Origin of the sequence: Streptomyces sp. NPDC101166, assembly GCF_044768125.1 — a bacterium.
Lineage (GTDB): Bacteria > Actinomycetota > Actinomycetes > Streptomycetales > Streptomycetaceae > Streptomyces.
Genome location: NZ_JBIWPF010000012.1, coordinates 125,380 through 150,725 on the forward strand (window position 1 = coordinate 125,380; position 25,346 = coordinate 150,725).

The following is a 25,346-nucleotide window of genomic DNA, read 5'->3' on the forward strand; positions in this document are numbered from 1 at the left end:
TTGTTCTGTAACGGTCCTCCCACCGTGTCCCCGGGACTGCCGATCGGGTGACGGGCCGGCGGGCCCGGTCCAGCTCGTCGTATCGGCACAACCGGAAAGAGGAACGGCATGCCGCGAACCGTGGTGATCTTCGCCGGGGGGTCCCGGGGCGATGTCCAGCCCTGCCTGGCGCTGGGCCGGGCACTGGCCCGTCAGGGCGACACCGTCAGAATCCTCGCCAGTACGCGCTACCGGCCGCTGGTCGCCGAGGCGGGGCTGGAGTTCCACGCCCTGCCGGCCGATCCCGCGGAGCTGGTCGAGTCCCCCGAGGGTCAGGAACTGCTCACCGGGCGGGGCAACCCGGTGGCGTTCATCCGCGGCATGGACCGGCTGCTGCGCCCCCTCATCACGCCGATGCTGGAACAGACGGCGGTGGGCGCGAAGGGGGCCGATCTGGTGCTGGCGCCCACCTTCGCCTTTCTCGGCGTCCACCTGGGCCAGTACCTCCAAGTCCCGCACGCCGTCGTCCACTTCCAGCCGAGCCAGCCGACGAGGGCCTTCCCGCACCCGTTCGCGCCCGCGGCCCGGGCGCTGGGAGGCTGGGGCAACAGGCTCAGCTTCGAGGCGGTGGACGCCGGTTCCTGGCTCGTGTGCCGGAAGTACGTCAACGCCTGGCGCCGGGACGGGCTCGGTCTTCCGGAGCTGTCCCCGCCGGCCGCGTTCCGGCGGGCTCGGCGCGCGCCCGTGCTCTGCGCGTTCAGTCCCGCGGTGGTGCCGCGGCCGTCCGACTGGCGATCGAACGTCCATGTGACGGGCTACTGGCACCACGAGCAGCCGCGGTGGCGGCCCCCGCAACGGCTCCTGGACTTCCTGTCCGACGGGCCCCCGCCCGTCTACGTCGGGTTCGGCAGCATGAGGACCGGCGACCCGGAAGCCACCGACGCCCTCGTCCGGGCGGCGCTGCGTCGCGAGGGGCTGCGCGGGGTGCTCGCCGGCGATCCCGCTACCAGCGAGGACGACATGCTCGTGGTCGGCGACACCCCCCACGACTGGCTGTTCCCGCGGACGGCCGCGGTCGTCCACCACGGCGGCGCCGGCACGACGGCCTCGGCGCTGCGAGCCGGCAGACCCTCCTTGGCCTGTCCCTTCTTCGGCGACCAGGCGTACTGGGCGGCGCGGGTGCGCGATCTCGGCGCGGGGCCCGCGCCCCTGCCCGCCCGGGATCTGACCGTGGCCGCCCTCGCCGGCCGCCTGCGGGCCCTGACCCGGCACGCCCCCTACGCCGAGGCCGCGGGCCGGCTCGGCCGGGTGCTCGCGGCCGAGGACGGCACCGCCCGTGCCTGCCGGGTGCTGGACGACTCCGTGCGCCTTCCGGACTGATCCCGGACCCGGCGCCCCCCGTCGCCGAGGGCGATGGGGCGTCACCGGCGCGGAAACGGTTCGCCAGAGGGGCGGGCGCTCTGCTTGGCTCGCCCCATGAGCGATCTTCACATCCGCCACGCCACCCTCGCCGACATCGACGCCGTGCTGCGCTTCTGGCGCGAGGCCGCCGAGGGGACGAGCATCAGCGACGACCACGACGGAGTGGCGCGGCTCATCACGAGGGACCCCGAGGCGCTGCTCCTCGCGGAGCGCGACGGTCTCCTCACCGGCACCGTCATCGCCGGGTTCGACGGGTGGCGGTGCTCCGCCTACCGCCTGGCCGTCCATCCCGGCCACCGCCGGCAGGGCATCGCCACCGCCCTGCTGGAAGCGGCCGAGCGGCGCTTCGCCGCCCTGGGCGGGCGGCGGGTCGACGCGATGGTCCTGGAGGCCAACGAACGGGCGCACCACACCTGGAACGCGGCCGGCTACCAGCGCGAGGACCACTGGCGGCGCTGGGTCAAGCCGCTGTAGGGACCTGTCCGGCGGCGACCTCGTCGGCGGGGCGTGGACGCGGCGGTCACGGTCCGCGCGGGCGGCGCCTCATGCGGGGCGCGTGGCGGGGTACGCGGCGAAGGAGACCGCACTCACCGCCGCTTTGCCGATCCTTTACCATTGGGGGACCGTGTGGACCTTCAAGGTCCCTCTACGACCTCGACGAAAGGTGTGAGCGTCCGCCCATGGGCGAGCCTCCCAGTATCCGACATCGCGCACTCCTCCCTGCCCTGGCCGACGATGGGACGGAGGTGACCCGATGATGGAAGTCCTCCTGCTGCTGGTGGCGATCCTGCTGTCGCTCGCGTGCGGCGCCTTCGTCGCCGCCGAGTTCTCGCTCACCACGGTCGAACGCGGCGAACTGGAGCGGGCCGTCGAGCGCGGTGAGCGCGGCGCGGCGGGCGCCCTCGAAGCCGTCCGCAACCTCACCTTCCAGCTCTCCGGCGCCCAACTCGGCATCACCGTCACCAACCTGGTCGTCGGCATGCTCGCCGAGCCGTCGATCGCCAAGCTGATCTCCGGGCCGCTGGAGTCCATCGGCCTGTCGAGCGGCGCGGCGAGTTCGGTCGCCCTGGTGCTGGGCACCGCCCTGTCGACCGTGTTCCTGATGGTCGTGGGCGAACTCGTGCCCAAGAACTGGGCGATCTCCTCGCCGCTGACGGTGGCCAAGGGCGTGGGCAACGCACAGCGCTGGTTCAGCGCCGCGTTCCGCCCCTTCATCACCCATCTCAACAACACCGCCAACCGCGTCGTACGCCGCTTCGGCCTGGAGCCCGCCGAGGAACTGGCCTCCGCCCGCAGCCCTCAGGAGCTGGCCGCGCTGGCCCGGCACTCCGCCAAGCAGGGCGCGCTGGAGGCCGACACCGCCGAGCTGTTCGTGCGCACCCTGAACCTGGCCGACCTGACCGCGGAGAACGTGATGACCCCGCGCGTCCAGGTCATCGCCCTGGAGGCCCAGGCGACCTGCGAGGACGTCGCGAACGCGACCCGCGCCACCGGCCTGTCCCGTTTCCCGGTCTACCGGGGCAACCTGGACACGGTGGTCGGCACCGCCCACATCAAGGACGTCCTGGCGGTGGCCGCGGAGCGCCGCCCGCGCGTGCCGGTCGCCGAGATCATGCGCGAACCGCTGCTGGTGCCCGAGTCGCTCACCGTGGACCGGCTGCTGGACCGGTTGTCCGGCCGGCGGACGATGGCCGTCGTCATCGACGAGTACGGCGGCACCGCGGGCGTCGCGACGCTGGAGGACATCGTCGAGGAGGTCGTCGGCGAGGTCCGCGACGAGCACGACCCGCACGAGACGCCCGACCTCGCCCCGGCGGGCAAGGACGACGAGGGCCGCGTGCTGTACTCCGCCGACGGCGCCGCCCGCACCGACCAGCTCTCCCGCGTCGGACTGACCGCCCCCGAGGGGCCGTACGAGACGCTCGCCGGGCTCGTCGCCACCGAACTCGGCCGGATCCCGGCCGTGGGCGACAGGGTGGAGGTCGGCGGCTGGCGCATGGACGTGGTGGACGCGTCCGGCCGCAGGGCCGCGCGGGTCCTGCTGCACGCGCCGATCGAGGACGCAACGGAACAGTCGGAACAGGAGGTCGGCAAGTGACCGCCGTCCAGTTGCTGATCGGCCTGGCGACCCTCGTCGTCAACGCCTTCTTCGTGGGCGCCGAGTTCGCGCTGATCTCCGTGCGCCGCTCCCAGATCGAGCAGCACGTCGAGAACAGGGCCAGCGGGGCGCAGGGCGACCGGCGGGCCAAGAGCGTGCTGTGGGGACTGGAACACGTGTCCGCGCTGATGGCCGCCGCGCAGCTCGGCATCACGCTGTGCACGCTGATCCTCGGCGTGGTCGCCGAACCGGCGATCGCGCATCTGCTGGAGCCGGTGTTCCACGCGGTCGGCGTGCCCGAGGGCGCCGGTCACGCGGTGTCCTTCGTGATCGCGCTGACCCTCGCGACGTATCTGCACATGCTGCTCGGCGAGATGGTGCCGAAGAACATCGCGCTCGCCGAGCCGGTGCGCAGCGCGCTGCTGCTCGGCCCGCCCCTGGTGGCGCTCTCCCGGGCGCTGAAGCCGGTGATCTTCGCGATCAACGCGTTCGCCAACGCGCTGCTGAAGCTGCTGCGGATCGAGACCAAGGACGAGGTCACGGCCACGTTCTCGGACGCGGAGCTGGCGCAGATCGTCAAGGACGCGGGCGAGGCCGGCCTCCTGGACGACCGCGCCCAGGAACGGCTGCACGACGCCCTCGAACTGGGCCGGCGGCCGGTGCGTGACGTCGTCATGCCGCTGGAACGCGTCGTCTACGCGCGCGTGGGTGTCACCCCCGAGGAGCTGGAGGCGCTGGCCGCCGAGTCCGGGTTCTCCCGCTTCCCGGTCGTGGACGAGCAGCGGCGGATCGTGGGCTACCTGCATGTGAAGGACGCGCTGGACGCCTCACCGCGGAACATACCGTTCCGTGTCCGCGACCTGCGGCCCATCGCGCGCGTGCGGGAGGCGACCCCCATGGACGACGTGCTGACCGCGATGCGCGGCAGCCGCACCCACCTGGCCGCGGTGCTGGGCGGCGACGGCCGTCTGGCGGGCCTGGTGACCATGGAGGACGTCCTGCGGGAGCTGTTCGGACAGCGGGTCTGAGGGGATGGCCCCGAGGGTGCCCTCCCAGGGTGCCCTCGGGGCCCCCGCGCCCTGAGGGGCCCCGCACCCCCAGGGCGACCGACCGGCGGGTATGGGGGCGGGTTACCATCGCTGACGCCATGCAGACGAACACCACACCCCCGTACTCCAGCCTCGTCGCGGTCGGCGACTCCTTCACCGAGGGGATGTCGGACCTGCTGCCCGACGGCACCTACCGGGGCTGGGCCGATCTCCTCGCGGGACGGATGGCCGCCCACGCGCCGGGCTTCCGATACGCCAACCTCGCGGTGCGGGGCAAGCTGATCGGCCAGATCGTCGAGGAGCAGGTGCCCGTGGCCGCCGCCATGGGCGCCGACGTGATCACCCTCGTCGGCGGCCTCAACGACACACTGCGCCCCAAGTGCGACATGGACCGCGTTCGCGCCCTGCTGACCGAGGCCGTGGAGACGCTGGCCCCGGCCTGCAAGCAGTTGGTGCTGATGCGCAGCCCCGGCCGGCAGGGCCCGGTGCTGGAGCGGTTCCGGCCGCGCATGGAGGAGCTGTTCGCCTGCGTCGACGACCTGGCCGCCCGGCACGGCGCGCTCGTCGTCGACCTCTACGGCGCCCCGTCCCTGAGCGACCCGCGGCTGTGGGACGTGGACCGGCTCCACCTGTCCGCCGAGGGCCACCGCCGGGTCGCCGAGGCGGTCTGGCAGGGCCTCGGACACGACCCGCACGACACCGAGTGGCGCACACCGATACCCGCGACGCTGCCTCCGGGCTGGCTGATGCGACGGGCCGAGGACGCCCGGTTCGCCCGGCAGCACCTGCTGCCGTGGATAGGCCGCCGCCTCACCGGCCGCTCCTCCGGCGACGGCCTGCCACCGAAACGCCCGGACCTGCTGCCTTACGAGGGACCTTCGGCTTAGGAGCATGCCCGCCTGAGGTGACGTGGGTCTCGTAGGTTCCGCCGAACGAACCCGCGGCGCTGGCCTGCACGAATCGCCAGTAGACTCCGTGCACGTGACTTCCGCTCCCGCCAAGCCCCGCATCCCGAACGTCCTCGCCGGACGCTACGCCTCCGCCGAGCTCGCCACGCTCTGGTCGCCCGAGCAGAAGGTGAAGCTGGAGCGTCAGCTCTGGCTCGCCGTGCTGCGGGCGCAGAAGGACCTCGGGATCGAGGTGCCGGACGCGGCGATCGCCGACTACGAGCGTGTCCTCGACAGCGTCGACCTGGCCTCGATCGCCGAGCGCGAGAAGGTCACCCGGCACGATGTGAAGGCCCGCATCGAGGAGTTCAACGACCTCGCCGGGCACGAGCAGGTCCACAAGGGCATGACCTCCCGCGACCTCACGGAGAACGTCGAGCAGCTCCAGGTCCGGCTGTCGCTGGAGCTGATCCGCGACCGCGCGGTGGCCGTCCTGGCCCGGCTGGGCAAGCTCGCCGGCGAGTACGGCGAGCTGGTCATGGCCGGCCGCTCGCACAACGTGGCCGCGCAGGCCACCACCCTCGGCAAGCGCTTCGCGACCGCCGCCGACGAGCTGCTCGTGGCGTACGGCCGCATCGAGGAGCTGCTCGGCCGCTACCCGCTGCGCGGGATCAAGGGCCCGGTCGGCACCGCGCAGGACATGCTGGACCTGCTGGGCGGCGACGCGGCCAAGCTGGCCGAGCTGGAGGACCGCATCGCCGGGCACCTGGGCTTCTCGCAGGCGTTCACCTCGGTCGGCCAGGTCTACCCGCGCTCGCTGGACTACGACGTCGTGACCGCGCTGGTGCAGCTGGCGGCGGGTCCCTCGTCGCTGGCGAAGACGATCCGGCTGATGGCCGGGCACGAGCTGGTGACCGAGGGCTTCAAGCCGGGCCAGGTCGGCTCGTCGGCGATGCCGCACAAGATGAACACGCGGTCCTGCGAGCGCGTCAACGGCCTCATGGTCATCCTGCGCGGGTACGCGTCGATGACCGGCGAGCTGGCGGGCGACCAGTGGAACGAGGGCGACGTGTCCTGCTCGGTGGTGCGCCGGGTCGCGCTGCCGGACGCGTTCTTCGCGCTGGACGGGCTGCTGGAGACGTTCCTGACCGTGCTCGACGAGTTCGGCGCCTTCCCGGCCGTCGTCGCCCGTGAGCTGGACCGCTACCTGCCGTTCCTCGCGACCACCAAGGTGCTGATGGGCGCGGTGCGCGCCGGGGTCGGCCGTGAGCTCGCGCACGAGGCGATCAAGGAGAACGCGGTCGCCTCCGCGCTGGCGATGCGCGAGCAGGGCGCCGAGCGTAACGAGCTCCTCGACAAGCTCGCCGCCGACGACCGCATCCCGCTGGACCGTGCGCAGCTGGACGCGTTGATGGCGGACAAGCTGTCTTTCACGGGCGCCGCCGCCGACCAGGTGGGCGTCGTGGTCGCCCGGATCGAGGAGATCGTCAAGCAGCGGCCCGAGGCCGCCGGTTACACGCCCGGAGCGATCCTCTGAGCCGCTTCACCCAGGCGGAGCTGGAGGCCGCGCGCGACCGTCTCGTCCCGGACGTGGTCGCGCACGGCCTTCGCGTGCTGTTCTGCGGCATCAACCCGGGGCTGATGACGGCGGCGACCGGGCACCACTTCGCCCGCCCCGGCAACCGCTTCTGGCCCGTGCTGCACCGCTCCGGCTTCACGCCGAGGCTGCTCGAGCCCGCGGAGCAGGAGGAGCTGCTGACGTACGGGCTGGGCATCACCAACGTGGTCGCGCGGGCGAGTGCGCGGGCCGACGAGCTGACGGCCGACGAGTACCGCGAGGGCGGCCGGCTGCTGGCGGAGAAGGTGGCCCGGCTGGAGCCGCGCTGGCTGGCCGTGGTCGGGGTGACCGCCTACCGGGCGGCGTTCGACGACCGCGGCGCCCGGGTGGGACCGCAGGAGCGGCTCATCGGGGACACGCGCGTGTGGGTGCTGCCGAATCCCAGCGGACTCAACGCCCATTGGACGACGGCGACGATGGCGGAGGAGTTCGAGCGGCTGCGGCTGGCGGCCGAGGCTCCCCCTACGGTCACGGCGGATCCGTCTCGGTGACGACGGCGAGGAGCTGGAACGGCAGCTCGTCGTCCCACTGGGAGACCCCCAGGGCCAACCAGCGTGCCGTGCCCGGAAGTCGCCACAGATGGACGTCCGGCACATGCGCGCTGAGCGAGCCCCAGGGCTCGGGTATGTCCTCGCCCTCCAGCGAGCGTTCCATGATGCTCGCCAGACTGATGTGGTGCGGCGGGCCCCAGCGGTCGGTCAGCCGCTGGGTGAGACCGTCCCGGTCGGCGTCGTACTGCGCCTGCGTCTCCTCCCATCGCGTCCCGTCGTCCTCCCAGAAGTCGTCGCTGGTCGCTAATTCGGCGACGAGACAGTCCGGACCCGCGGTGCCCACGTCCGTCCTGCCGTGCTCCGCGGGGAAGCCCCGGGTGCACAGCAGGTCGATGGTGTCGAGGCAGCGGGCGATGTCCATGTGCTCCAGTAAAGCGGCCGGCACTGACAATTGGCTGGGCGTCAGCGCCCGGCCGGCTCAGGCGTCCCTTCGCCGCAGTCGCCGGGCGCCCGCCGCGAGGGCCGCCGCCGTCCACAGCGCGGTCACCGCCAGACCGGTCCACGGGCCCAGGGCGCCCTCCGACGTGCTGTGGAGCACCGTCTGGCCGGCCCGGTCGGGCAGGAAGTCGGCGGCGTCGCCCGACATGTCGCCGACCACGAAGGACACGATCAGCAGGAACGGGATGAGGATGCCGAGTGTGGCGACGCCGCTGCGCAGGACGGCCGTCAGGCCGGCGGCGAACAGTGCCAGCAGGGTGAGGTAGAGCCCGCACCCCACGGCTGCGCGCAGTCCTTCGCCCGTGCCGATCGCGTCGGCGTCGTCCCCGAGCGTGGCGCTGCCCACGGCCAGGGCCAGCAGGCCGGTGGCGAGACCGACCGCGAGGACGGGCAGGGCGATCGCCGTGAGCTTGGCGGCGAACCAGCGGCCCCGGTGCGGCACGGCGGCCAGGGACACCCGCAGGGCGCCGCCGTGGAACTCGGCGGACACGGCCGTCGTCGCGAAGGCGGTCGCAGCGATCTGGCCGAAGTTCACGCCGAAGTAGACGGAGAACAGCGGGTCGAACGCGCCGGCCGGGTCATCGCCGGAGCCGGCCGTGGCGAGCGCCGAGAACGCGACGGTGGTGACCAGGATCGCGCTCAGGCCGCCGAGTTGCGAGCGCAGCGTACGGATCTTGATCCACTCGGCGTGGAGGGCGGGAGCGAACGCCATGGTCAGGCCTCCTGCGGCTGGGCCGCGAACTCGGTGTCGGCGGCGGTCAGATCGAGGTAGGCCTGTTCCAGCGTGCCTTCCTCGGAGGTCAGTTCGAGCAGCGGAACGCCCGCCTCGGACGCGAGGCGCCCGATGTCGTCCACGCGTGCGTGGTCCACGGTCCAGTGCCCTTCCTCGTGGGCGACGCCGTCGTGGCCGTGCCGGGCGAGAACCCTGGCAAGCGCGTCGGGGTCGCTGGTGCGGACCCGCACCCGGGGCCGCACGCGCGCGTCGATGAAGTCCCGCAGGGGGGTGTCGGCAAGGAGGCGGCCCCGGCCGAGGACGACGAGGTGGTCGGCGAAGGAGGCGGTCTCGTTCATGAGGTGGCTGGAGACCAGCACCGTGCGCCCCTGCGCCGCGAGGCGGCGCAGCAGGACGCGGATCCAGACGATGCCTTCCGGGTCGAGGCCGTTGGACGGCTCGTCGAGCAGCACCACCGCGGGGTCGCCGAGCAGGGCGGCCGCGATGCCGAGGCGCTGGCGCATGCCCAGGGAGTACGTCCTGACCCGGCGGCGCGCGGCCGGGGCGAGTCCGGTCTCCTCCAGCACCTCCTCCACCCGGCGCAAGGGGATGCGGTTGCTCGCGGCGAGGGCGCGCAGATGGTCGCGGCCGGTGCGGGAGCCGTGCGGGGCCTGCGCGTCGAGCAGCGCGCCGACATGGCGCAGCGGCTCGTCGAGGGCGGCGTAGGGGCGGCCGTCGAGGGTGGCGGTCCCGGAGGTCGGGCAGTCGAGGCCGAGGACGAGGCGCAGTGTGGTGGACTTGCCGGCGCCGTTGGGACCGAGGAAGCCGGTCACGCGGCCGGGCAGGACGCGGAAGGTGAGCCGGTCCACTGCCCGCCGTGGGCCGAACTCCTTGGTGAGGTCGCGGACGTCGATGCTGGTCATGGGCCTTACTGTGGCCGCCCGGCCGGGGCCGGGTCCTCCCCCGCGGGCGGAGTCCGTCTCCCCCGCTCGGGGGAGGCCGGTCGTCTGCGGCGGCTGTCAGGATGTCCGCATGGGCCGCTTGCTGCGCCCGCTGCTGCGGGGGACGACATACACACGGCTGGTGCATCTGTGGGTGCCGATGCTGTTGCTGAGCATCTGGATGTACATCGACTCGTCGAAGCCATGGGTGCCGGCGCTGCTGCTGGTGCCGGTGGGGATGATTCCGGCGGTGCGCCGGGGCGAGGGGGCGCAGGCGGAGTTGTTGTTGACGCCGGGTCAGCCCGACCCCGGGTTCTCCGTGTCGCCGGCGACGGCCTGGCGGGACCGGCTGCGGACGGTGCTGTGGCTGGAAGCGCGCTTGGTGCTGGGCGGGGTGACGGCGATGGCCTGCGTCTGGCTGCCCGTCCTCGCGGTGGAACTGGCGGCGGCGGCGCGCGGACGGTCGCACGACGACGTTCCGGTCCTCGCGGACGCGGGCCCGCACTGGTGGTACGCGCTGCTCGCGCCGCTCCCCCTCCTCGCGCTCTGCGGCGTCGTCGTCGGCATGGGCGAGGCGGTCACGGCCGTCGCCCGGTGGCTCCTCGGCCCGTCCGCCGTCGAGCGGCTCGCCGCCCTGGAGGAACGCACGGAGCAGCTTCTGGAGCGCAACCGCATCGCGCGGGAGCTGCACGACTCGATCGGCCACGCGCTGACGGTGGCGGTGGTGCAGGCGGGCGCGGCGCGGGCGGCGGGCGACCCGGAGTTCACGGACCGGGCGCTGGGCGCGATCGAGGAGACCGGCCGGGCCGCGTTGGAGGACCTGGAGCGGGTCCTCGGGGTGCTGCGCGAGGCGGAGCGGCCGGTGAGCGGGCGGCCGACGCTGGCCGAGGCAGACCGTCTGCTGGAGTCGGCGCGGACCTCCGGGGCGACGGTGGACTCCGAGGTGACGGGGGCTCTGGAGGCGGTGCCGGGGCCCGTGTCCCGCGAGGGTTACCGCATCCTCCAGGAGGCGCTGACGAACGTGCTGCGGCACGCGGGCGCGGTTCCGGTGCGCGTCCGCGTGCACGCCGCGGCGGACGTGCTGACCCTGGAGGTCCGCAATCCGCTGACGGCCGCCGTCACCGGGCCCGGGCGGGGCAGCGGGCTGCGCGGCATCCGCGAGCGGGCGGCGCTGCTCGGCGGCCACGCTTCGACGGGCCCGGACGACGGCGACTGGCAGGTGCGCGCGGAGCTGCCGCTGAGCTGATGATCAGACGGTCGCGGAGAACTCTAAGCTGTGCGGATGCCGGTTTCCGTACTGCTCGTGGATGACGAGCCGCTGGTCCGCGCGGGGTTGCGTGCCGTGCTGTCCGCCCAGCCCGACATCGAGGTCGTGGGGGAGGCGGCGGACGGAGCGGCGGTGATACCGCTGGTGCGGACGCTGCGGCCCGACGTGGTCGCCATGGACGTACGGATGCCGTTGATGGACGGCATCGAGGCCACGCGCGCGGTGCTGCGAACGGTGGACCGCCCGCCGAAGATCCTCGTCGTGACGACCTTCGAGAACGACGAGTACGTGTACGAGGCGCTGCGCGCGGGCGCGGACGGCTTCCTGCTGAAGCGGGCGCGGCCGGCCGAGATCGTGCACGCGGTGCGGCTGGTCGCCGAGGGCGATTCGCTGCTGTTCCCGGCCTCGGTGCGGCGACTCGCCGCCGAGTACGGCGACGGAGGCGGCAACCGCGCGGCCCGGGACGTGCTGGAGCGGGCCCGGCTGACCGAGCGGGAGGCCGAGGTGCTGCGGTCGATGGCACGCGGGCTGTCCAACGCGGAGATCGCCGCGCAGCTGGTCGTCGGGACGGAGACGGTCAAGTCGCATGTGAGCGCCGTCCTGGCGAAGCTCGGGGCTCGGGACCGGACGCAGGCGGTGATCACGGCGTACGAGTCGGGGTTCGTCGGGGTGGGCTGAGAACGCGCCGGGAGCCCTCGTCGCGCCCGCCCCCTGGACGCGGCGCGCGGGGCGCCGTTCGTGTCGATTTCGTGCTCGTCGGGGTTCGCGGCGCCGAGTACGATCCGGCCCATACGCGCGCGAGCTGGGAGGACGGACCTTGGGGCGGCTGACCGGCGGGGATCCCTCGCTGTTGCGGAGGATCAATTCCGCGGTGGTGCTGCACGAGCTGCGTGCCGCCGACTGCGCGACGCTCACGGAGATCACGCGGGCCACGGGGCTGTCCCGGCCGACCGTCGAGGGGGTCGTGGAGGATCTCATCGGAGCCGGGCTCGTCGTCGAGAAGGCGGCCGAGGAGGGCGCCGCCCGGCGGCAGGGGCGGCCGGCGCGCCGGTTCAGGTTCCGGGCGGAGGCCGGCCATCTGCTGGGCCTGGAGATCGGGGCGCATCGCGTGGCCGCCATGCTGTCCGACCTGGACGGGCGGGTGCTGGGCGCGCAGGCCGCGGAGGTCGACGAGAGCGCCCCGGCCGACGAGCGGCTGGAGCGGCTGCGCACGGCGGTGGCGGAGCTGCTGCGCCGGGCGGGCGTGCCGCGCGGTGCGCTGCGGGCCGTGGGCGTCGGCACGCCGGGCATCGTGGAGGCCGACGGGACGGTGCGGCTGGGCACCGCGCTGCCGGAGTGGACGGGGCTGCGGCTGGGCGAGCGGCTGGGCCGTTCCTTCAGATGCCCGGTGCTGGTGGAGAACGACGCCAACGCGGCGGCCGTCGCCGAGCACTGGAAGGGCGCCGCCACCGATTCCGACGACGTGGTGTTCGTGCTGGCGGGGCTGAGTCCGGGCGCCGGTTCGCTGATCGGTGGGCGGCTGCACCGGGGGTACGGCGGGGCGGCCGGCGAGATCGGCGCGCTGCACCTGCTGGGGCGGGGGGTGACGCCGGAGACCCTGTTGTCCACGACGGGCGAGCCGTTGCATCCGCTGGACGAGCAGGCGGTCACGCAGGTGTTCGCGCAGGCCCGCGAGGGCGACCGGCGGGCCGGGGCGGCCGTGGAGCGCTTCCTGCAGCGCCTCGTGCACGACGTGGCCGCGCTGGTCCTGGCCCTGGACCCGGAGTTGGTGGTGGTCGGCGGCTGGGCGGCCGGTCTGGACGGCGTGCTGGAGCCACTGCGGCGGGAGTTGGCGCGTTACTGCCTGCGCCCGCCGCGGGTGGCGCTCTCGCAGCTCGGCGAGGCGGCCGTGGCGACGGGCGCGCTGCGGCTGGCCCTCGACCATGTCGAGGAACAGCTCTTCGCGGTGGAGGGGACGGTGACGGGTCGGTCGCCGGCGGGGCACGTGTGAGGCCCCGCGCGGGTTCATTGACGAACCGTCAGCTGGCCTGGCGTGCCGGGTCGTCGTGGTGGATCTCCACGCCGCCCGACGCGCCGAACGTCAGCCGGCAGGTGTCCGCGCGGTACGTGGCGGCGGAGAGCGCCGCCGTGCGGCCCCCGGCGAAGAAGCGGGTGGTGACGACGAGGACGGGCGCGCCGGGCAGCCGGTCGAGTTCCTTGGCGTCGTCCGCGCGGGCCGAGCCCAGCTCCACGGCGCGGTCCTGACCCTCCAGCTCCATGTGCTGCAGTTCGCGCAGCACCGCACGCGCGCGTGCCGGACCGGAGGGGGCGTCGATCGCGGTCAGCTCGGGCACCGACGCCTGCGGGACGTACAGCAGTTCGGCGGCGAGGGGCTGACCGTGGGAGACCCGGGAGCGGCGCACGACGTGCACGGGCTCGTCGCGGCCGGCGCCCAGGGCGTCGGCGACGGCCGTCGGCGGTACGGCGAGCGTGCAGTCGACCAGGTTCCACGTGTCACCGGACGCTCCGGGCCAGCCGTGCCGCTCCGCTCCGACGTCGACGCCCACGCGGGGCGGCGCGACCGTGGTGCCGACCCCCCGGCGGCGTTGGAGGCGGCCCTCCAGTTCGAGCTGCTCCAGCGCCTGGCGCAGGGTGGCGCGGGCGACCCCGAACCGGGCGGCCAGCGCACGCTCGTTGGGCAGGACCTCGCCCACGGCGAACTCCGAGTCCAGCGCCTCGGTGAGCACGGTCTTGAGATGCCAGTACTTCGGCTCGGGCACCGTCTCCAGTCGCAAGGTCCCCACCCTGTTCTCCGCTTGCAAGGTCCCCACCCTGTCCTTCGCGATCGCCGTGGAAGGCGGTGTTTTTCGTGCCCTTGTTTATTAAGGGTTGTTGCACTTGTCTGCGACCATAAGGCGGCCCCCATCCATGGTCAAGATCAATCTTCGAACGCGGTCGAAACCCAAGGGAACAGGAGGGGTAAGCGTTTACGGAGCGTTCGCACCCGGCCCTTTCCGTCGACACAGCGGCAAAACAGCAGCAATGAAACCGACGGTCACGTACGCGAATTGACGGTGCGTAATCCGAAATCACGACCGCAAGGTGTGCAGCTTGTCCGGGTTGCGGATGACGTAGACGACCCGGACCCGGCCGTCGGCCACGTCGAGCTGGAGGACGGTGTCCGGCTCGCCCCCGGACAGGGTCAGCACGGCGGGTCCGCCGTTGACCTCCAGGAAGCGGAACGAGACGTCGGGAAGGCCCCTGCGGGCGACGCCGACGATGAAGCGGGCGACATGGTCCGCGCTCTCCAGCACCCGCAGCGACGCCTGGACCTTGCCGCCGCCGTCGCCGACGAGCCGGGCGTCCGGCGCGAGCAACGCCATCAGCCCCTCCAGATCGCCCTCCGCGGCCGCGGCGAGGAACCGTTCGGTGAGTTCGCGCCGCTGGGCGGGGTCCACCTCGAAGCGGGGCCGCCGCTCCTCGACGTGCCGGCGCGCCCGGCCGGCCAGTTGACGCACCGCCGGCTCGGAGCGGTCGAGGGCGACGGCGATCTCGGCGTAGGGGTAGCCGAAGGCCTCCCGCAGGACGAACACCGCGCGTTCCAGGGGCGAGAGCGATTCCAGGACGACGAGGACGGCGAGCGAGACCGAGTCGGCGAGCACGGCCCGCTCGGCGGTGTCCGGGACGGTGTCGCCGAAGCCGGTGAGGTACGGCTCGGGCAGCCAGGGGCCGATGTAGGCCTCGTCGCGGGACTTGACGCGGGTCAGGCGGTCCAGGGCGAGGCGGGTGACGATCCGGACCAGGTAGGCGCGCGGCCGGTTCACGTCGGCGCGGCCCGCGGCGGACCAGCGCAGCCAGGCGTCCTGGACGACGTCCTCGGCATCGGCCACGCGGCCGAGCATGCGGTAGGCGACGCCCAGCAGCAGCGGCCGGTGCTCCTCGAAGACCTCGGTCGCGGTGTCTGCGGTCACGACGCCATCCCATCCGACGCGGCGGCCGGTGTCCAGACGGAGCGCCGCCGAGGGCTACCCGTCGGTAGCAATTGCTGACAAGCTGTCTGCGCGACGCCCGGCCACGGCCGCACCGCCGCCCGCACCCGTCCTCCGCACCGCGCGACCTCCCCCGAACTCCCCCAGCCCCTGGGGCCGTCAGACCAGTTCGACCAGTTCGACCGTTCAGCCCGTTCAGACGAGGAGCACCGCCATGTCCGCCGCCACCGTCTCCTTCACGGTCCCCTCCCCCAGCGGCCCGCAGCCCGTCACCGTGTCCTACGCACGCGCGGGGCGGGGCGAGCCGCTGCTCCTGCTGCACGGCATCGGGCACCACCGGCAGGCCTGGGACCCGGTGCTGGACATCCTGGCCACCGAGCGGGACGTGATCAGCGTGGACCTGCCCGGCTTCGGCGCGTCCCCGGGACTGCCCGAGGGGCTCTCCTACGACCTCGCCACCACCACGTCGGTGTTCGGCGCCTTCTGCGAGGCGCTGGAGCTGGAACGCCCCCATGTCGCGGGCAACTCGCTGGGCGGTCTGCTGGCGCTGGAACTCGGCCGGGAGAAGCGCGTACGGTCCGTCACCGCGCTGTCCCCGGCGGGGTTCTGGTCGGAGGCGGAGCGCCGTTACGCCTTCGGGATCCTGCTGACCATGCGCCATCTCTCCCAGCGGATGCCGTTGCCGATGGTCCAGCGGCTGTCACGGTCGGCGGCCGGCCGTACGGCCCTCACCAGCACCATCTACGCCCGTCCGGGCCGCCGTTCGCCCGAGGCCGTGGTCGCCGAGACGCTGGCGCTGGCCGGGGCCACCGGGTTCGACGAGACCCTGCGGGCGGGGACGAGCGTCAAGTTCACCGACGACGTCCCGGGCATACCCGTCACCGTCGCCTGGGGCACCCGGGACTGGCTGCTGGTGCGCCGCCAGGGCATCCGGGCCAAGCAGATCATCCCGCAGGCCCGCCTGGTACGGCTCCCGGGCTGCGGTCACTGCCCGATGAACGACGACCCGGCGCTGGTCGCCCGCGTGCTCCTCGACGGCAGCCGCTGAGCCCCCGGCGCCCGGCGCCCGAGCGGGCACCGGCGACGCCCCGGGCCTCGGGGTCGACACGCCCGCGCCCAGGGCGACTCCGACCCCCACGAGAGCGCTGCCGACGGCCTGGGCGAGGCCGTAGGACCCCGTGCCGGCCAGCGGCGCGGTACCGGCGGCGGCGACCGGGATGAGACCGGAGAACAGCGTGGCGCGCTCGGCGCCGATCCGCTGCATGCCCATGTACCAGCACACGAAGCCGACGACGGTGACGACCACCGCCTGCCACAACAGCGCGGCGGTCTCGCCGGCGTCGGGCCGGCGCAGCCACGCGCCGCCGTCGAGAAGCGCCCCGAGCGCCGCGGACTCGACGGCGGCGAGCCCGCACACCGTCGCGGACAGCAGCCTCGGGCCCAGCGGCCGCAGCAGGGGCGCGGCCAGCACCGCGAAGCCGACCTCCCCGGCCAGTGCGCCCAGGGACCAGGCGATGCCGACCGCGTCCGTACGGCCCCACCCCTGCACGGTGAAGGCGCCCACGGCCACCAGCGCCGCCCCTGACAGCACCGTCCGGCGCGGCCGTCGCCCCTCCAGCAGCGGCACCAGGACCACCACGACGACGGGCGCGCAGCCCACGAAGACGCCGGGTACGGCGGGCTCGGCGGTGCGTTCGGCGGCGAGGACGGCGAGGTTGAAGCCCACCATGCCCACGGCGGCCAGCAGGGCGAGGCGGACCCACTGACGAGCCGTCAGCGCGCGCAGCCGAGCCCGGGCGCCGGGGCCGGCGAGGGGGACGAGCAGCAGCCAGGCGAGACCGTAGCGCAGGGCCTGCCCGCCCGCGTACGGGTAGGAGCCCAGGACGCTGTTGGCGGTGAAGGAGCCTCCGACGAGGACGCAGGCGAGCGCGGCGAGCAGGGAGCCGCGTGCGGTGGTGGCGTTCATGACGGTGACGCTAGGAAGCGCGGCGGCCCGGCTTAAGGTCCACTTCCATGACGTCATCGGGGACCAATCCGCAAGGACGCAGCGCCGGAGAGTCCGCCTCCGCCGCCTGGGAGCTCCTGCTGCCGGCCGTCGCCGCGCCCGCACGCGCGCGAGGGCGCTCGCTCCAGGCGGCCCTGCGCGAGGCGGTCCGCTCGGGGCGGCTGGCGCAGGGCACCCGGCTGCCGTCGAGCCGGGACCTCGCCACTGATCTGGGGGTGTCGCGGGGGCTGGTCACGGAGGCGTACGAGCAGCTGACGGCGGAGGGCTATCTGCGCAGCGAGCGGGGCGCCGGGACCTGGGTGGGCGGTGCCGTGCGGGCAGCCCCGCCCCGCGCGCGGAACCTCGCCCCGCGTCCGCCCGGCGCCCGCGCCGGCTTCGTGCCGGGGACACCGGACCTGTCGCTGTTCCCTCGGGCCGCGTGGGCCGCCGCCCAGCGGCATGTGCTCGCGGAGCTCCCCCACCAGGAGCTGGGCTACCCCGACCCGCGCGGGCTGCCCCGGCTGCGCACCGCGCTCGCCGAGCTGCTCGCCCGGCGGCGGGGCGTGGTCGCCGACCCCGAACGGATCGTCGTCGTCTCCGGTGTGGCGCAGGCGACGGCCCTGCTCGGACTCGTGCTCCACGCGCGCGGGATCGACGCGGTCGGCGTGGAGGACCCGGGCAGCCCGCAGCACAGCGCGCTGTACGCGGCGGCCGGCGTCACCGCCGTACCGCTCCCCCTCGACGACGAGGGGCTGACCATGGGCCCGCTGAGGGCGTCGGGTGTGCGGTCGGTGGTGACCACGCCCGCGCACCAGTTCCCGACCGGCATCGCCTGCTCGCCGCGCCGGCGCACCGAACTGCTGGGGTGGGCCCGTTCGGTGGACGGCTTTGTGCTGGAGGACGACTACGACGGCGACTTCCGCTACGACCGCGCCCCCGTCGGCGCGCTGCAGGGCCTCGACCCGGAGCGGGTGGCGTACACCGGGTCGGTCAGCAAGTCCCTCGCGCCGGGGCTGCGGCTCGGCTGGCTGCTCGTCCCCGAGGCACTGGCCGACGAAGCGGTGGAGCGCAAGAGGACCATGGATCTGGGCCATCCCACCCTGGACCAGGCGCTGTTCGCCCGTTTCGTGGAGCACGGCGACTACGACCGTCAGCTGCGCCGGTGCCAACGCGCTTACCGGGAGCGGCGGGACGCCGTCGTCGACACGCTCGGGGTGCACTTCCCCGGCACGCGCGTGTCGGGCATCGCCGCCGGCCTGCACGTCATCGCGACGCTCCCCGAGGAGTACGGCCCGTGGGCACGCTTCGCCGCCCGGACGGCCGAGGCGGGGATCGAAGTGCGGGCCCTTGCCTCGTACGCGCACGCGAGGACGCGCGAAGGGGTGGTGGAAGGCGGGTCCGGGGCCGACGCCCGCACGGTGCGGCTCGTCCTCGGCTACGCGCACCTGTCGCCGGCGCGGATCCGGGACGGCGTCCGGCTGATGGCGCAGGCTGTGAACGGGCGGTGAGCCGCGGCGCGCGTCGCCCGGTGTCCGCCTCCGCGCCGCGTCCTGATGTTCACGTCCGGTTTCCGTGCCGGCCGTGGCGGAGCCGTAGGTGTGGCTGTGCACACCGGTCGGTTCCGTCTCAGGAGGCCCTGTCATGTCACTTCGTCCGCTCCCCGGGCGTCGCAGCGTGCTGCGCGGCTCGCTGGCCGCGTCGGCGGCCCTGACCCTGCCCGTCGCGGCCGGCGCGGCGCCGGCCTTCGCCCTGTCGGGGCGGCCCCGGGCCGGCTGGGGCGTGCAGGCCGGGGACGTGACCACCGACTCCGGGCTGGTGTGGGTGCGTTCGGACCGGCCCGCGCGGATGATCGTCGAGACCGCGGCCACGCCCTCGTTCCGCGATGCGCGCCGCCGGCTCGGTCCCCTGCTCGGCGCGGACAGCGACTTCACCGGCACGACCCGGCTGCACGGGCTGCCGGCCGGCGAACAGATCCACTACCGCGTCCTGCTGGCCGACCCCGACGACCCGCGCCGGACGGGCGAACCCGTGACCGGCACGTTCCGCACGGCGTCCGCGACGCGGCGCGACGGTGTGCGCTTCGTCTGGTCCGGCGACCTGGCCGGACAGGGCTGGGGCATCAACCCCGAGCTCGGCGGTTACCGCATCTACCGGGCGATGGCCGCGCTCGACCCCGACTTCTTCCTGTGCAGCGGCGACAACATCTACGCCGACGGCCCGCTCGCCGCGTCGGCGCCGCTTCCCGGCGGGCGGACCTGGCGGAACATCACCACCGAGGAGAAGGCGAAGGTCGCCGAGACCCTCGCCGAGTTCCGCGGCAACTTCCGCTACAACCTGCTCGACGACAACCTCAGGCGCTTCAACGCCCAGGTTCCCTCCATCGTGCAGTGGGACGACCACGAGGTCACCAACAACTGGTATCCGGGCGAGATCCTCGGGGACGCCCGGTACACCGAGAAGGACGTGGACGTGCTGGCCGCGCGGGCCCGCCGGGCCTTCTCGGAGTACTTCCCGATCACCACCCTGCGCCGCCCGAGCGGCCGGGTCCACCGGGTGCAGCGGTACGGCCCGCTGCTGGATGTCTTCGTACTGGACATGCGCACCTACCGTGACGCCAACTCGCCGGACGACGGGACCGTCGACGCGCAAGGCATCCTCGGCCGGGAGCAGTTGGAGTGGCTCAAGCGCGAACTGGCCCGCTCCCGGGCGGTGTGGAAGGTGATCGCCGCCGACATGCCGCTCGGGCTGGTCGTGCCGGACGCCACCGACGGCGAGCCGAACTTCGAAGCGGTCGCGCAGGGCGACCCGGGCGCGCCGCTCGGCCGTGAGCTCCAGATCGCCGAGTTGCTGCGGTTCGTCAAGCACCGGCGGATCACGGGCACGGTGTGGCTGACGGCGGACGTCCACCACACCTCGGCCCAGCACTACGACCCGTCACGGGCGGCGTTCAAGGACTTCGCGCCGTTCTGGGAGTTCGTCTCCGGGCCGTTGAACGCGGGCGCCTTCCCGGCGAGCGCGCTGGACGGCACGTTCGGCCCGGACCGCGTCTTCGTGAAGGCGCCGGCCACGGCGAACGTCTCCCCCGCCGACGGTTACCAGTTCTTCGGCGAGGTCGACATCGACGGCGACAGCGGGGAGCTGACGGTGCGTCTGCGCGAGCAGGACGGCACGGTGCTGTTCACCAAGGCGCTGCGGCCGGGCCTGGTCGGGCAGTGACACGAGGCGGCTCCCGTATTCTTGAGGGGCGCTCCGCGCATCGGCGTCATCTCCCGGTGCGCGGCGCGGCCCGCGGGGAGACGCAGGCCCTCGGTCGTCGACGACACGAGAGTCCGGACCGCACACTTCCCCATACCTGTACAACTCTTGACGAAAAGGTCAAATGGTTCCTTTACCCATCGGTCACAAACCGTTCGTGATCACGCAACACCGTTCCTTCACAGTGGCTGCATGACTCGAGACATGACTGACGAGACGCACTGCGACCACAAGCGCCCGGCGCGCCGCTGGCTGCGCGACGCCGTGGAGTTCGCCGCCGCTTGGCGCACACGCCGCCACGATCACGCGCCGCCCACGAGCGATACCGGCCCCCGGCCGCCCTCAGCGCCGGGGCAGGCCGGGCAGAAGCCCGCGCTTTCCGCTCCCGCCGCCGAGTCGAGCACGCTGTGGCGGATGCGGACGACGGTGAAGGACGAGCCGGGTTCGCTGGCCGCACTGTGCGCGGCCCTCGCGGCACACCGGGTCGACATCCTGAGCCTGCAGACGCACCCGCTGGGCGAGGACACGGTGGACGAGTTCCTGCTGCGGGCGCCCGGCACGCTCACGGCGGCGGAGGTCACCAGGACCGTGGCGCAGGCCGGCGGCACGGACACCTGGATCGAACGGGCCGACGCCCACGACCTGGTGGACGCCCCGACCAGAATCCTGGGCCTGGCCACCCGCACCGCGCTCGACCCCGCCGAACTTCCCCTCGCCCTGCGCCAGTTGCTGGGCCGGTGCACGATCCGCTCGCTGCCCGCCACGAGCGGACCCGGCGGCCGGGAGCCGGAGCACATCCCCGTGGAGGGGGTGCTGGAGGACACCGTCATGCGCCTGCGGGCGCCGGAAGGCGGAGTGATCACCGTGGAGCGGCCGTATCTGCCCTTCACTCCGACCGAGTTCGCGAGGGCGCGGGCGCTGGTCGAGCTGGACGCCCGGCTCGGGCCGCGTGTCCCGCCGCAGCTCGACGTGCTGACGCTGCCCCAGGGCGACGACATCACCGTCCGCCGGGCCGGCGCCGGTGACGTGAAGGCGGCCAAGGCGATGCACGCGCGCTGCTCGACGCGCACGCTCGGACTGCGCTACCACGGGCCCGTCGGCGACGCCGACCGCTATCTCGGCCACCTGCTCAGCCCGCGCCACGGCCGCACCCTCGCCGTGCAGACCCCGTCGGGACGCGTCGTCGCCCTCGGCCATCTGCTGTGGGACGGGGACGAGACGGAGGTCGCCCTGCTCGTCGAGGACGAGTGGCAGCGGCGCGGCATCGGCGGCGAACTGCTGGGCCGGCTGGTCGCGATGGCCCGGGAGGCGGGCTGCGAGAGCGTCTACGCGGTGACGCAGGCCTCCAACACCGGCATGGTCGCCGCCATGCGGGGGCTGGGGCTGCCCCTCGACTACCAGGTCGAGGAGGGCACTCTCGTGATCACCGCCCGCCTGGAGCGGGCCGGCGCCGGGGCCGCCTCGGACCGGTACGAGAGGCAGGCCGCGCACGACTGACGCGGACCGCCGGGAAGGCGGCCCGGTGGCGTACGACGCCGCCGGGCCGTTCCGCGTTCGGCGACCCGCGTCCGACCGGCCGGGGGCCGTCACACCCCCGCGCGGCCGTACCCGGCCCGTGAGCGGGGAATCGTTTCTCCCGGTACGGTCTCCGGGCGGGCCCCCAGCGCCGCGTCGAGGTCCGCCCACAAGTCCTCGACGTCCTCAAGGCCCACCGACATCCGCAGCAGCCGGTCGCCGACCCCGGCGTCCCGCCGGTCCTGCGAGTCCACGATGCGATGGCTGATGGACGCCGGGTGCTGGATGAGGGTGTCGACGCTGCCGAGGCTCACGGCGGGGGTGATCAGCCGGACGCCGGCGATCACCTCGTGCGGATCGCCGTACACCTCGAAGGCGACCATCGCGCCGCCGACCCGCGGATAGTGGACGCGCGCGACGCGGGGGTCCGCGGCCAGCCGGCGGACCAGCTCGGCGGCGGTCGCGGAAGCGGCCCGCACCCGCACCGGAAGCGTCGACAACCCGCGCAGCAGCAGGTAGCCGGCGAGCGGGTGCAGCACCCCGCCGGTGGCGAACCGTATCTGCCGCAGCCGCCCGGCGAACTCCTCGTCGCAGGCGACCACGCCCGCCATGACGTCCCCGTGGCCGCCGAGGTACTTGGTCGCGCTGTGCAGCACGAGCCGCGCGCCCTGCTCGACGGGCCGCTGGAGCACCGGTGTGGCGAAGGTGTTGTCGGCGAGCAGCGGCACGGATCCGCAGGCGTGGGCCACCGCCCGCAGATCGACCTCGGCGAGGGTCGGGTTGGCCGGTGACTCGACCATCACCAGCCCGGTGTCGGGGCGCAGCGCGTCCGCGATCCCGGCCGGGTCGGTCCAGGTGACCTCCGAGCCCAGCAGCCCCGCGGTCAGCAGATGGTCGCTGCACCCGTACAGCGGCCGGACGGCCACCACGTGCCGCAGGCCCAGCGAGCCGCGCGCGAGCAGCACCGCGCTCAGCGCGGCCATGCCGCTGGCGAAGGCGACCGCGCTCTCCTCGCCCTCCAGCCGGGCGAGGGCGGTCTCGAAGCGGGCGACCGTGGGGTTGCCCAGCCGGCCGTAGACGGGCGGGCCCTCCGGTTCGGCGCCGGTGGCGGCGAACGCGTCGACGCGGGCGGCCTCGGCACGACTGTCGTAGGAGGGATAGGTCGTGGACAGGTCGATGGGCGGAGCGTGCAGGCCCTGGCGGGCCAGGTCGTCCCGGCCCGCGTGCACGGCTTCGGTGGCCAGTGCGCGGGGCGTGACCGGGGTGCGTACACCGTCGTACACGTGTGTGGTCGCGGAGGCAGAGTCCATGGACGGCAGGGTGAACACCCGACGGAGTCAGCGGCGGAACGGCCGTGCTACGTTCGGCCGATGGCCGAATCCGTCGTACTCGACCCGGTGGATCTCCAGCTGCTTCGGCTGCTGCAGAACGACGCCCGGACCACCTACCGCGATCTCGCGGCGCAGGTCGGGCTCGCGCCGTCGACGTGCCTGGACCGGGTGACGCGGCTGCGCCGCTCGGGCGTGATCCTCGGGCACCGACTGCGGCTCGATCCGGCCAAACTCGGGCGAGGGCTCCAGGCGCTGCTGTCGGTGCAGGTCCGGCCGCACCGGCGGGAGCTGGTGGGGCCGTTCGTGGAGCGGGTGCGGGCCCTTCCCGAAGCGCTCACCGTCTTCCACCTGACCGGGCCCGACGACTATCTCGTGCACGTCGCGGTCGCGGACATGGCCGATCTGCAACGACTCGTCCTGGACGAGTTCACCTCCCGGCGGGAGGTGGCCCGGGTGGAGACCCGGCTGATCTTCCAGCGGTGGGACTGCGGTCCGCTGCTCCCGCCGGCCCCGTCGTCCCCGCCGGACTGAACCGGCGCGATCAGGCTGACTCGACGCGCCGTCCGGGAAACGGGGCTGACGCGGCGCCGGTACGCGTACGAGGATGGCCGCATGTCAGAGATCACCAGCCCGCTGCCCCGAGAGGTCGCCGACGCCTACGTCGACGAGCTCATCGCCCTCGACCCGGTCACCGGCACCTACCTCGGCGTACCGGAGAGTTCGAGCCGACTGCCCGACCTGTCGCCCGCGGGACAGGAGGCGCTCGCCCGCCTCTCGCGGGACACCCTGGCCCGGCTCGACGAGGCGGAGCGGCGCCCCGGCGCGGAACGGGACGTCGAGCGCCGGTGCGCGCGTCTGCTGCGCGAGCGGCTCACCGCCGGGCTCGCCGTGCACGAGGCCGAGGAAGGGCTGCGCGCGGTCGGCAACCTGGGGATGCCGGTGCACAACGTGCGTGAGGTGTTCACCGTGACGCCTACGCGGACCGACGACGACTGGGCGGCGATCGTCCAGCGGCTGCGCGCGGTGCCGGAGGCGCTGGCCGGCTACCGGCAGTCGCTGGAACTCGGCCTGGAGCGCAAGCTGTACGCCGCTCCGCGGCCGACCACGGCCTTCGTCGGACAGCTCACGGAGTGGGCCGACACCGACGGCTCGGGCCGCGGCTGGTTCGAGGAGTTCGCCGCCGCGGGGCCCGAGTCGCTGCGCGCCGAGCTGGACGAGGCGGCCCGGGCGGCGACCGCCGCGGTCGTGGAGCTGCGGGACTTCATGCGCGACGTGTACGCGCCCGCCGTGGAGGGCGCGCCGCAGACCGTCGGCCGTGAGCGGTACGCCCGCTGGTCGCGTTACTTCAACGGCACCGACCTGGACCTGGACGAGGCGTACGCGTACGGCTGGGCCGAGTACCACCGGCTGCTCGCGGAGATGAGGCGGGAGGCGGAGAAGGTCCTCCCGGGCGCCGAGTCGCCGTGGGCGGCCCTCGCGCACCTCGACGAGCACGGCAAGCACATCGAAGGCGTCGACGAGGTCTGCGACTGGCTCCAGGGCCTGATGGACCAGGCGATCGACGCCCTGGACGGCACCCACTTCGAACTCGCCGAGCGGGTAAGGAAGGTGGAGTCCCGGATCGCGCCGGCGGGCAGCGCGGCCGCCCCGTACTACACGCCTCCGTCGGAGGATTTCTCCCGTCCCGGCCGCACCTGGCTGCCGACGATGGGCCTGGATCGGTTCCCGGTCTACGACCTCGTCTCCACCTGGTACCACGAGGGCGTCCCCGGCCATCACCTCCAGCTCGCGCAGTGGGTGCACGTGGCGGAGAACCTCTCCCGCTACCAGGCCACCGTCGGCATCGTCAGCGCCAACGCCGAGGGCTGGGCGCTGTACGCGGAGCGACTCATGGACGAGCTGGGCTTCCTCACGGACGCCGAGCAGCGACTCGGCTACCTGGACGCGCAGATGATGCGGGCCGTGCGGGTCATCGTGGACATCGGCATGCACCTGGAACTGGAGATCCCCGGGGACTCCCCCTTCCACCCGGGTGAGCGCTGGACGCCGGAGCTGGCGGAGGAGTTCTTCAACGCGCACAGCAGCCGCTCCGCGGACTTCGTGGAGAGCGAGCTGACCCGCTATCTGACCATCCCGGGACAGGCGATCGGCTACAAGCTGGGCGAGCGGGCCTGGCTGCTGGGCCGGGAGAAGGCCCGCGAGCGGCACGGTGACGCCTTCGACCTCAAGTCCTGGCACATGGCGGCCCTTTCGCAGGGCTCACTGGGCCTGGACGATCTGGTGGACGAGCTGTCGCGGCTCTGAGCGGCTGTCGAGGCGGGGGCCTCAGGG

Annotated in this window: 22 protein-coding genes and 1 pseudogene; 16 read left to right on the forward strand and 7 right to left on the reverse strand. The window is 73.6% G+C overall.

Annotated elements, in window-relative coordinates:
• The first annotated feature begins 108 nt into the window (after positions 1-108).
• The 7 genes from ACIRS4_RS21850 (at position 109) to mug (ending at position 7,544) form a co-directional block, all read left to right on the forward strand.
• Positions 109-1,359 (forward strand): glycosyltransferase, encoded by a 1,251-nt coding sequence (locus ACIRS4_RS21850; RefSeq protein WP_404198389.1) that lies wholly within the window; start codon positions 109-111, stop codon positions 1,357-1,359.
• Positions 1,360-1,455: 96 nt separating this feature from the next.
• Complete coding sequence (locus tag ACIRS4_RS21855) at positions 1,456-1,875, forward strand: GNAT family N-acetyltransferase (RefSeq protein ID WP_404198392.1); 420 nt, start codon at positions 1,456-1,458, stop codon at positions 1,873-1,875.
• A 280-nt stretch (positions 1,876-2,155) separates the two neighbouring features.
• Entirely contained in the window at positions 2,156-3,499 is a 1,344-nt protein-coding gene (locus tag ACIRS4_RS21860) for a hemolysin family protein (RefSeq protein ID WP_404198395.1), read from the forward strand.
• Entirely contained in the window at positions 3,496-4,527 is a 1,032-nt protein-coding gene (locus ACIRS4_RS21865; RefSeq protein ID WP_404198397.1) for a hemolysin family protein, read from the forward strand. The genes ACIRS4_RS21860 and ACIRS4_RS21865 overlap by 4 nt, the downstream gene beginning before the upstream one ends.
• 119 nt (positions 4,528-4,646) lie before the next feature.
• Complete coding sequence (locus tag ACIRS4_RS21870; protein WP_404198399.1) at positions 4,647-5,435, forward strand: SGNH/GDSL hydrolase family protein; 789 nt, start codon at positions 4,647-4,649, stop codon at positions 5,433-5,435.
• 94 nt (positions 5,436-5,529) lie between these two features.
• Positions 5,530-6,972, forward strand: coding sequence for an adenylosuccinate lyase (gene purB, locus ACIRS4_RS21875; RefSeq protein ID WP_404198402.1), 1,443 nt, complete (start codon positions 5,530-5,532; stop codon positions 6,970-6,972).
• Positions 6,969-7,544: a G/U mismatch-specific DNA glycosylase gene (gene mug / locus ACIRS4_RS21880; RefSeq protein WP_404198921.1), complete on the forward strand. Its 576-nt coding sequence runs from the start codon at positions 6,969-6,971 to the stop codon at positions 7,542-7,544. Before purB ends, mug begins: the two co-directional genes overlap by 4 nt.
• On the opposite strand, the gene ACIRS4_RS21885 is transcribed toward mug, so the two are convergent.
• The 3 genes from ACIRS4_RS21885 to ACIRS4_RS21895 are packed head-to-tail and all read right to left on the reverse strand — an operon-like array spanning position 7,522 to position 9,677.
• The gene (locus tag ACIRS4_RS21885; RefSeq protein WP_404198404.1) at positions 7,522-7,965 is read right to left on the reverse strand and encodes a hypothetical protein; all 444 of its coding nucleotides are present in this window, start codon (positions 7,963-7,965) and stop codon (positions 7,522-7,524) included. The two genes, mug and ACIRS4_RS21885, sit on opposite strands and share 23 nt — an antisense overlap.
• A 57-nt stretch (positions 7,966-8,022) precedes the next feature.
• Entirely contained in the window at positions 8,023-8,754 is a 732-nt protein-coding gene (locus ACIRS4_RS21890) for an ABC transporter permease (RefSeq protein WP_404198407.1), read from the reverse strand.
• A gap of 2 nt (positions 8,755-8,756) precedes the next feature.
• Entirely contained in the window at positions 8,757-9,677 is a 921-nt protein-coding gene (locus tag ACIRS4_RS21895; RefSeq protein WP_404198410.1) for an ATP-binding cassette domain-containing protein, read from the reverse strand.
• Between the two features lie 109 nt (positions 9,678-9,786).
• Here ACIRS4_RS21895 and ACIRS4_RS21900 point away from each other — a divergent pair, with 109 nt between their 5' ends.
• The 3 genes from ACIRS4_RS21900 (at position 9,787) to ACIRS4_RS21910 (ending at position 12,952) form a co-directional block, all read left to right on the forward strand.
• A complete protein-coding gene (locus tag ACIRS4_RS21900) occupies positions 9,787-10,941 on the forward strand; it encodes a sensor histidine kinase (RefSeq protein ID WP_404198413.1) in 1,155 nt (384 codons plus the stop codon).
• A gap of 36 nt (positions 10,942-10,977) precedes the next feature.
• Positions 10,978-11,640, forward strand: coding sequence for a response regulator (locus ACIRS4_RS21905; protein ID WP_404198415.1), 663 nt, complete (start codon positions 10,978-10,980; stop codon positions 11,638-11,640).
• Positions 11,641-11,779: 139 nt separating this feature from the next.
• Positions 11,780-12,952 carry an ROK family transcriptional regulator gene (locus ACIRS4_RS21910; protein WP_404198418.1) on the forward strand — a complete coding sequence of 391 codons (1,173 nt, stop codon included), beginning with the start codon at positions 11,780-11,782 and terminating at the stop codon, positions 12,950-12,952.
• 28 nt (positions 12,953-12,980) lie between these two features.
• Here the strand turns inward: ACIRS4_RS21910 and ACIRS4_RS21915 are convergent, their stop codons facing one another.
• Together ACIRS4_RS21915 and ACIRS4_RS21920 are read right to left on the reverse strand one after the other, a co-directional pair.
• Entirely contained in the window at positions 12,981-13,745 is a 765-nt protein-coding gene (locus ACIRS4_RS21915) for a GntR family transcriptional regulator (RefSeq protein ID WP_404198420.1), read from the reverse strand.
• A gap of 285 nt (positions 13,746-14,030) precedes the next feature.
• Positions 14,031-14,912 (reverse strand): RNA polymerase sigma-70 factor, encoded by an 882-nt coding sequence (locus tag ACIRS4_RS21920; RefSeq protein WP_404198422.1) that lies wholly within the window; start codon positions 14,910-14,912, stop codon positions 14,031-14,033.
• A gap of 232 nt (positions 14,913-15,144) precedes the next feature.
• On the opposite strand from ACIRS4_RS21920, the gene ACIRS4_RS21925 reads away from it, so the two are divergent.
• Positions 15,145-15,978, forward strand: a complete 834-nt coding sequence (locus ACIRS4_RS21925) for an alpha/beta fold hydrolase (protein WP_404198425.1) — start codon at positions 15,145-15,147, stop codon at positions 15,976-15,978.
• Positions 15,979-16,059: 81 nt separating this feature from the next.
• Here the strand turns inward: ACIRS4_RS21925 and ACIRS4_RS21930 are convergent.
• Positions 16,060-16,953, reverse strand: a pseudogene (locus ACIRS4_RS21930) (EamA family transporter); the annotation flags it as partial.
• On the opposite strand from ACIRS4_RS21930, the gene ACIRS4_RS21935 reads away from it, so the two are divergent.
• The 3 genes from ACIRS4_RS21935 (at position 16,944) to ACIRS4_RS21945 (ending at position 21,666) form a co-directional block, all read left to right on the forward strand.
• Positions 16,944-18,422 carry a PLP-dependent aminotransferase family protein gene (locus tag ACIRS4_RS21935; RefSeq protein ID WP_404198427.1) on the forward strand — a complete coding sequence of 493 codons (1,479 nt, stop codon included), beginning with the start codon at positions 16,944-16,946 and terminating at the stop codon, positions 18,420-18,422. The pseudogene ACIRS4_RS21930 and the gene ACIRS4_RS21935 overlap by 10 nt on opposite strands.
• 133 nt (positions 18,423-18,555) lie before the next feature.
• The gene (locus ACIRS4_RS21940; RefSeq protein WP_404198430.1) at positions 18,556-20,130 is read left to right on the forward strand and encodes an alkaline phosphatase D family protein; all 1,575 of its coding nucleotides are present in this window, start codon (positions 18,556-18,558) and stop codon (positions 20,128-20,130) included.
• Between the two features lie 243 nt (positions 20,131-20,373).
• Positions 20,374-21,666, forward strand: coding sequence for a GNAT family N-acetyltransferase (locus ACIRS4_RS21945; protein WP_404198433.1), 1,293 nt, complete (start codon positions 20,374-20,376; stop codon positions 21,664-21,666).
• 89 nt (positions 21,667-21,755) lie between these two features.
• Here ACIRS4_RS21945 and ACIRS4_RS21950 read toward each other — a convergent pair whose 3' ends face one another.
• Positions 21,756-22,994, reverse strand: a complete 1,239-nt coding sequence (locus ACIRS4_RS21950; RefSeq protein WP_404198435.1) for a trans-sulfuration enzyme family protein — start codon at positions 22,992-22,994, stop codon at positions 21,756-21,758.
• Positions 22,995-23,054: 60 nt separating this feature from the next.
• On the opposite strand from ACIRS4_RS21950, the gene ACIRS4_RS21955 reads away from it, so the two are divergent.
• Both ACIRS4_RS21955 and ACIRS4_RS21960 read left to right on the forward strand, forming a co-directional pair.
• Positions 23,055-23,546, forward strand: coding sequence for an Lrp/AsnC family transcriptional regulator (locus ACIRS4_RS21955; protein WP_404198437.1), 492 nt, complete (start codon positions 23,055-23,057; stop codon positions 23,544-23,546).
• A gap of 81 nt (positions 23,547-23,627) precedes the next feature.
• A complete protein-coding gene (locus ACIRS4_RS21960) occupies positions 23,628-25,319 on the forward strand; it encodes a DUF885 domain-containing protein (RefSeq protein ID WP_404198440.1) in 1,692 nt (563 codons plus the stop codon).
• Positions 25,320-25,346 lie beyond the last annotated feature (27 nt).

Excerpts from the sequence above, each read along its gene's own strand:
- ACIRS4_RS21860 (WP_404198395.1), top strand. The coding sequence starts at position 2,156 with ATGATGGAAGTCCTCCTGCTGCTGGTGGCGATCCTGCTGTCGCTCGCG.
- ACIRS4_RS21960 (WP_404198440.1), top strand. The coding sequence starts at position 23,628 with ATGTCAGAGATCACCAGCCCGCTGCCCCGAGAGGTCGCCGACGCCTAC.
- ACIRS4_RS21925 (WP_404198425.1), top strand. The coding sequence starts at position 15,145 with ATGTCCGCCGCCACCGTCTCCTTCACGGTCCCCTCCCCCAGCGGCCCG.
- ACIRS4_RS21885 (WP_404198404.1), bottom strand. The coding sequence starts at position 7,965 with ATGGACATCGCCCGCTGCCTCGACACCATCGACCTGCTGTGCACCCGG.
- ACIRS4_RS21905 (WP_404198415.1), top strand. The coding sequence starts at position 10,978 with ATGCCGGTTTCCGTACTGCTCGTGGATGACGAGCCGCTGGTCCGCGCG.
- ACIRS4_RS21900 (WP_404198413.1), top strand. The coding sequence starts at position 9,787 with ATGGGCCGCTTGCTGCGCCCGCTGCTGCGGGGGACGACATACACACGG.
- ACIRS4_RS21890 (WP_404198407.1), bottom strand. The coding sequence starts at position 8,754 with ATGGCGTTCGCTCCCGCCCTCCACGCCGAGTGGATCAAGATCCGTACG.
- ACIRS4_RS21945 (WP_404198433.1), top strand. The coding sequence starts at position 20,374 with ATGACTGACGAGACGCACTGCGACCACAAGCGCCCGGCGCGCCGCTGG.
- ACIRS4_RS21955 (WP_404198437.1), top strand. The coding sequence starts at position 23,055 with ATGGCCGAATCCGTCGTACTCGACCCGGTGGATCTCCAGCTGCTTCGG.
- ACIRS4_RS21935 (WP_404198427.1), top strand. The coding sequence starts at position 16,944 with ATGACGTCATCGGGGACCAATCCGCAAGGACGCAGCGCCGGAGAGTCC.
- ACIRS4_RS21855 (WP_404198392.1), top strand. The coding sequence starts at position 1,456 with ATGAGCGATCTTCACATCCGCCACGCCACCCTCGCCGACATCGACGCC.
- ACIRS4_RS21940 (WP_404198430.1), top strand. The coding sequence starts at position 18,556 with ATGTCACTTCGTCCGCTCCCCGGGCGTCGCAGCGTGCTGCGCGGCTCG.
- ACIRS4_RS21870 (WP_404198399.1), top strand. The coding sequence starts at position 4,647 with ATGCAGACGAACACCACACCCCCGTACTCCAGCCTCGTCGCGGTCGGC.
- ACIRS4_RS21895 (WP_404198410.1), bottom strand. The coding sequence starts at position 9,677 with ATGACCAGCATCGACGTCCGCGACCTCACCAAGGAGTTCGGCCCACGG.
- ACIRS4_RS21850 (WP_404198389.1), top strand. The coding sequence starts at position 109 with ATGCCGCGAACCGTGGTGATCTTCGCCGGGGGGTCCCGGGGCGATGTC.
- ACIRS4_RS21950 (WP_404198435.1), bottom strand. The coding sequence starts at position 22,994 with ATGGACTCTGCCTCCGCGACCACACACGTGTACGACGGTGTACGCACC.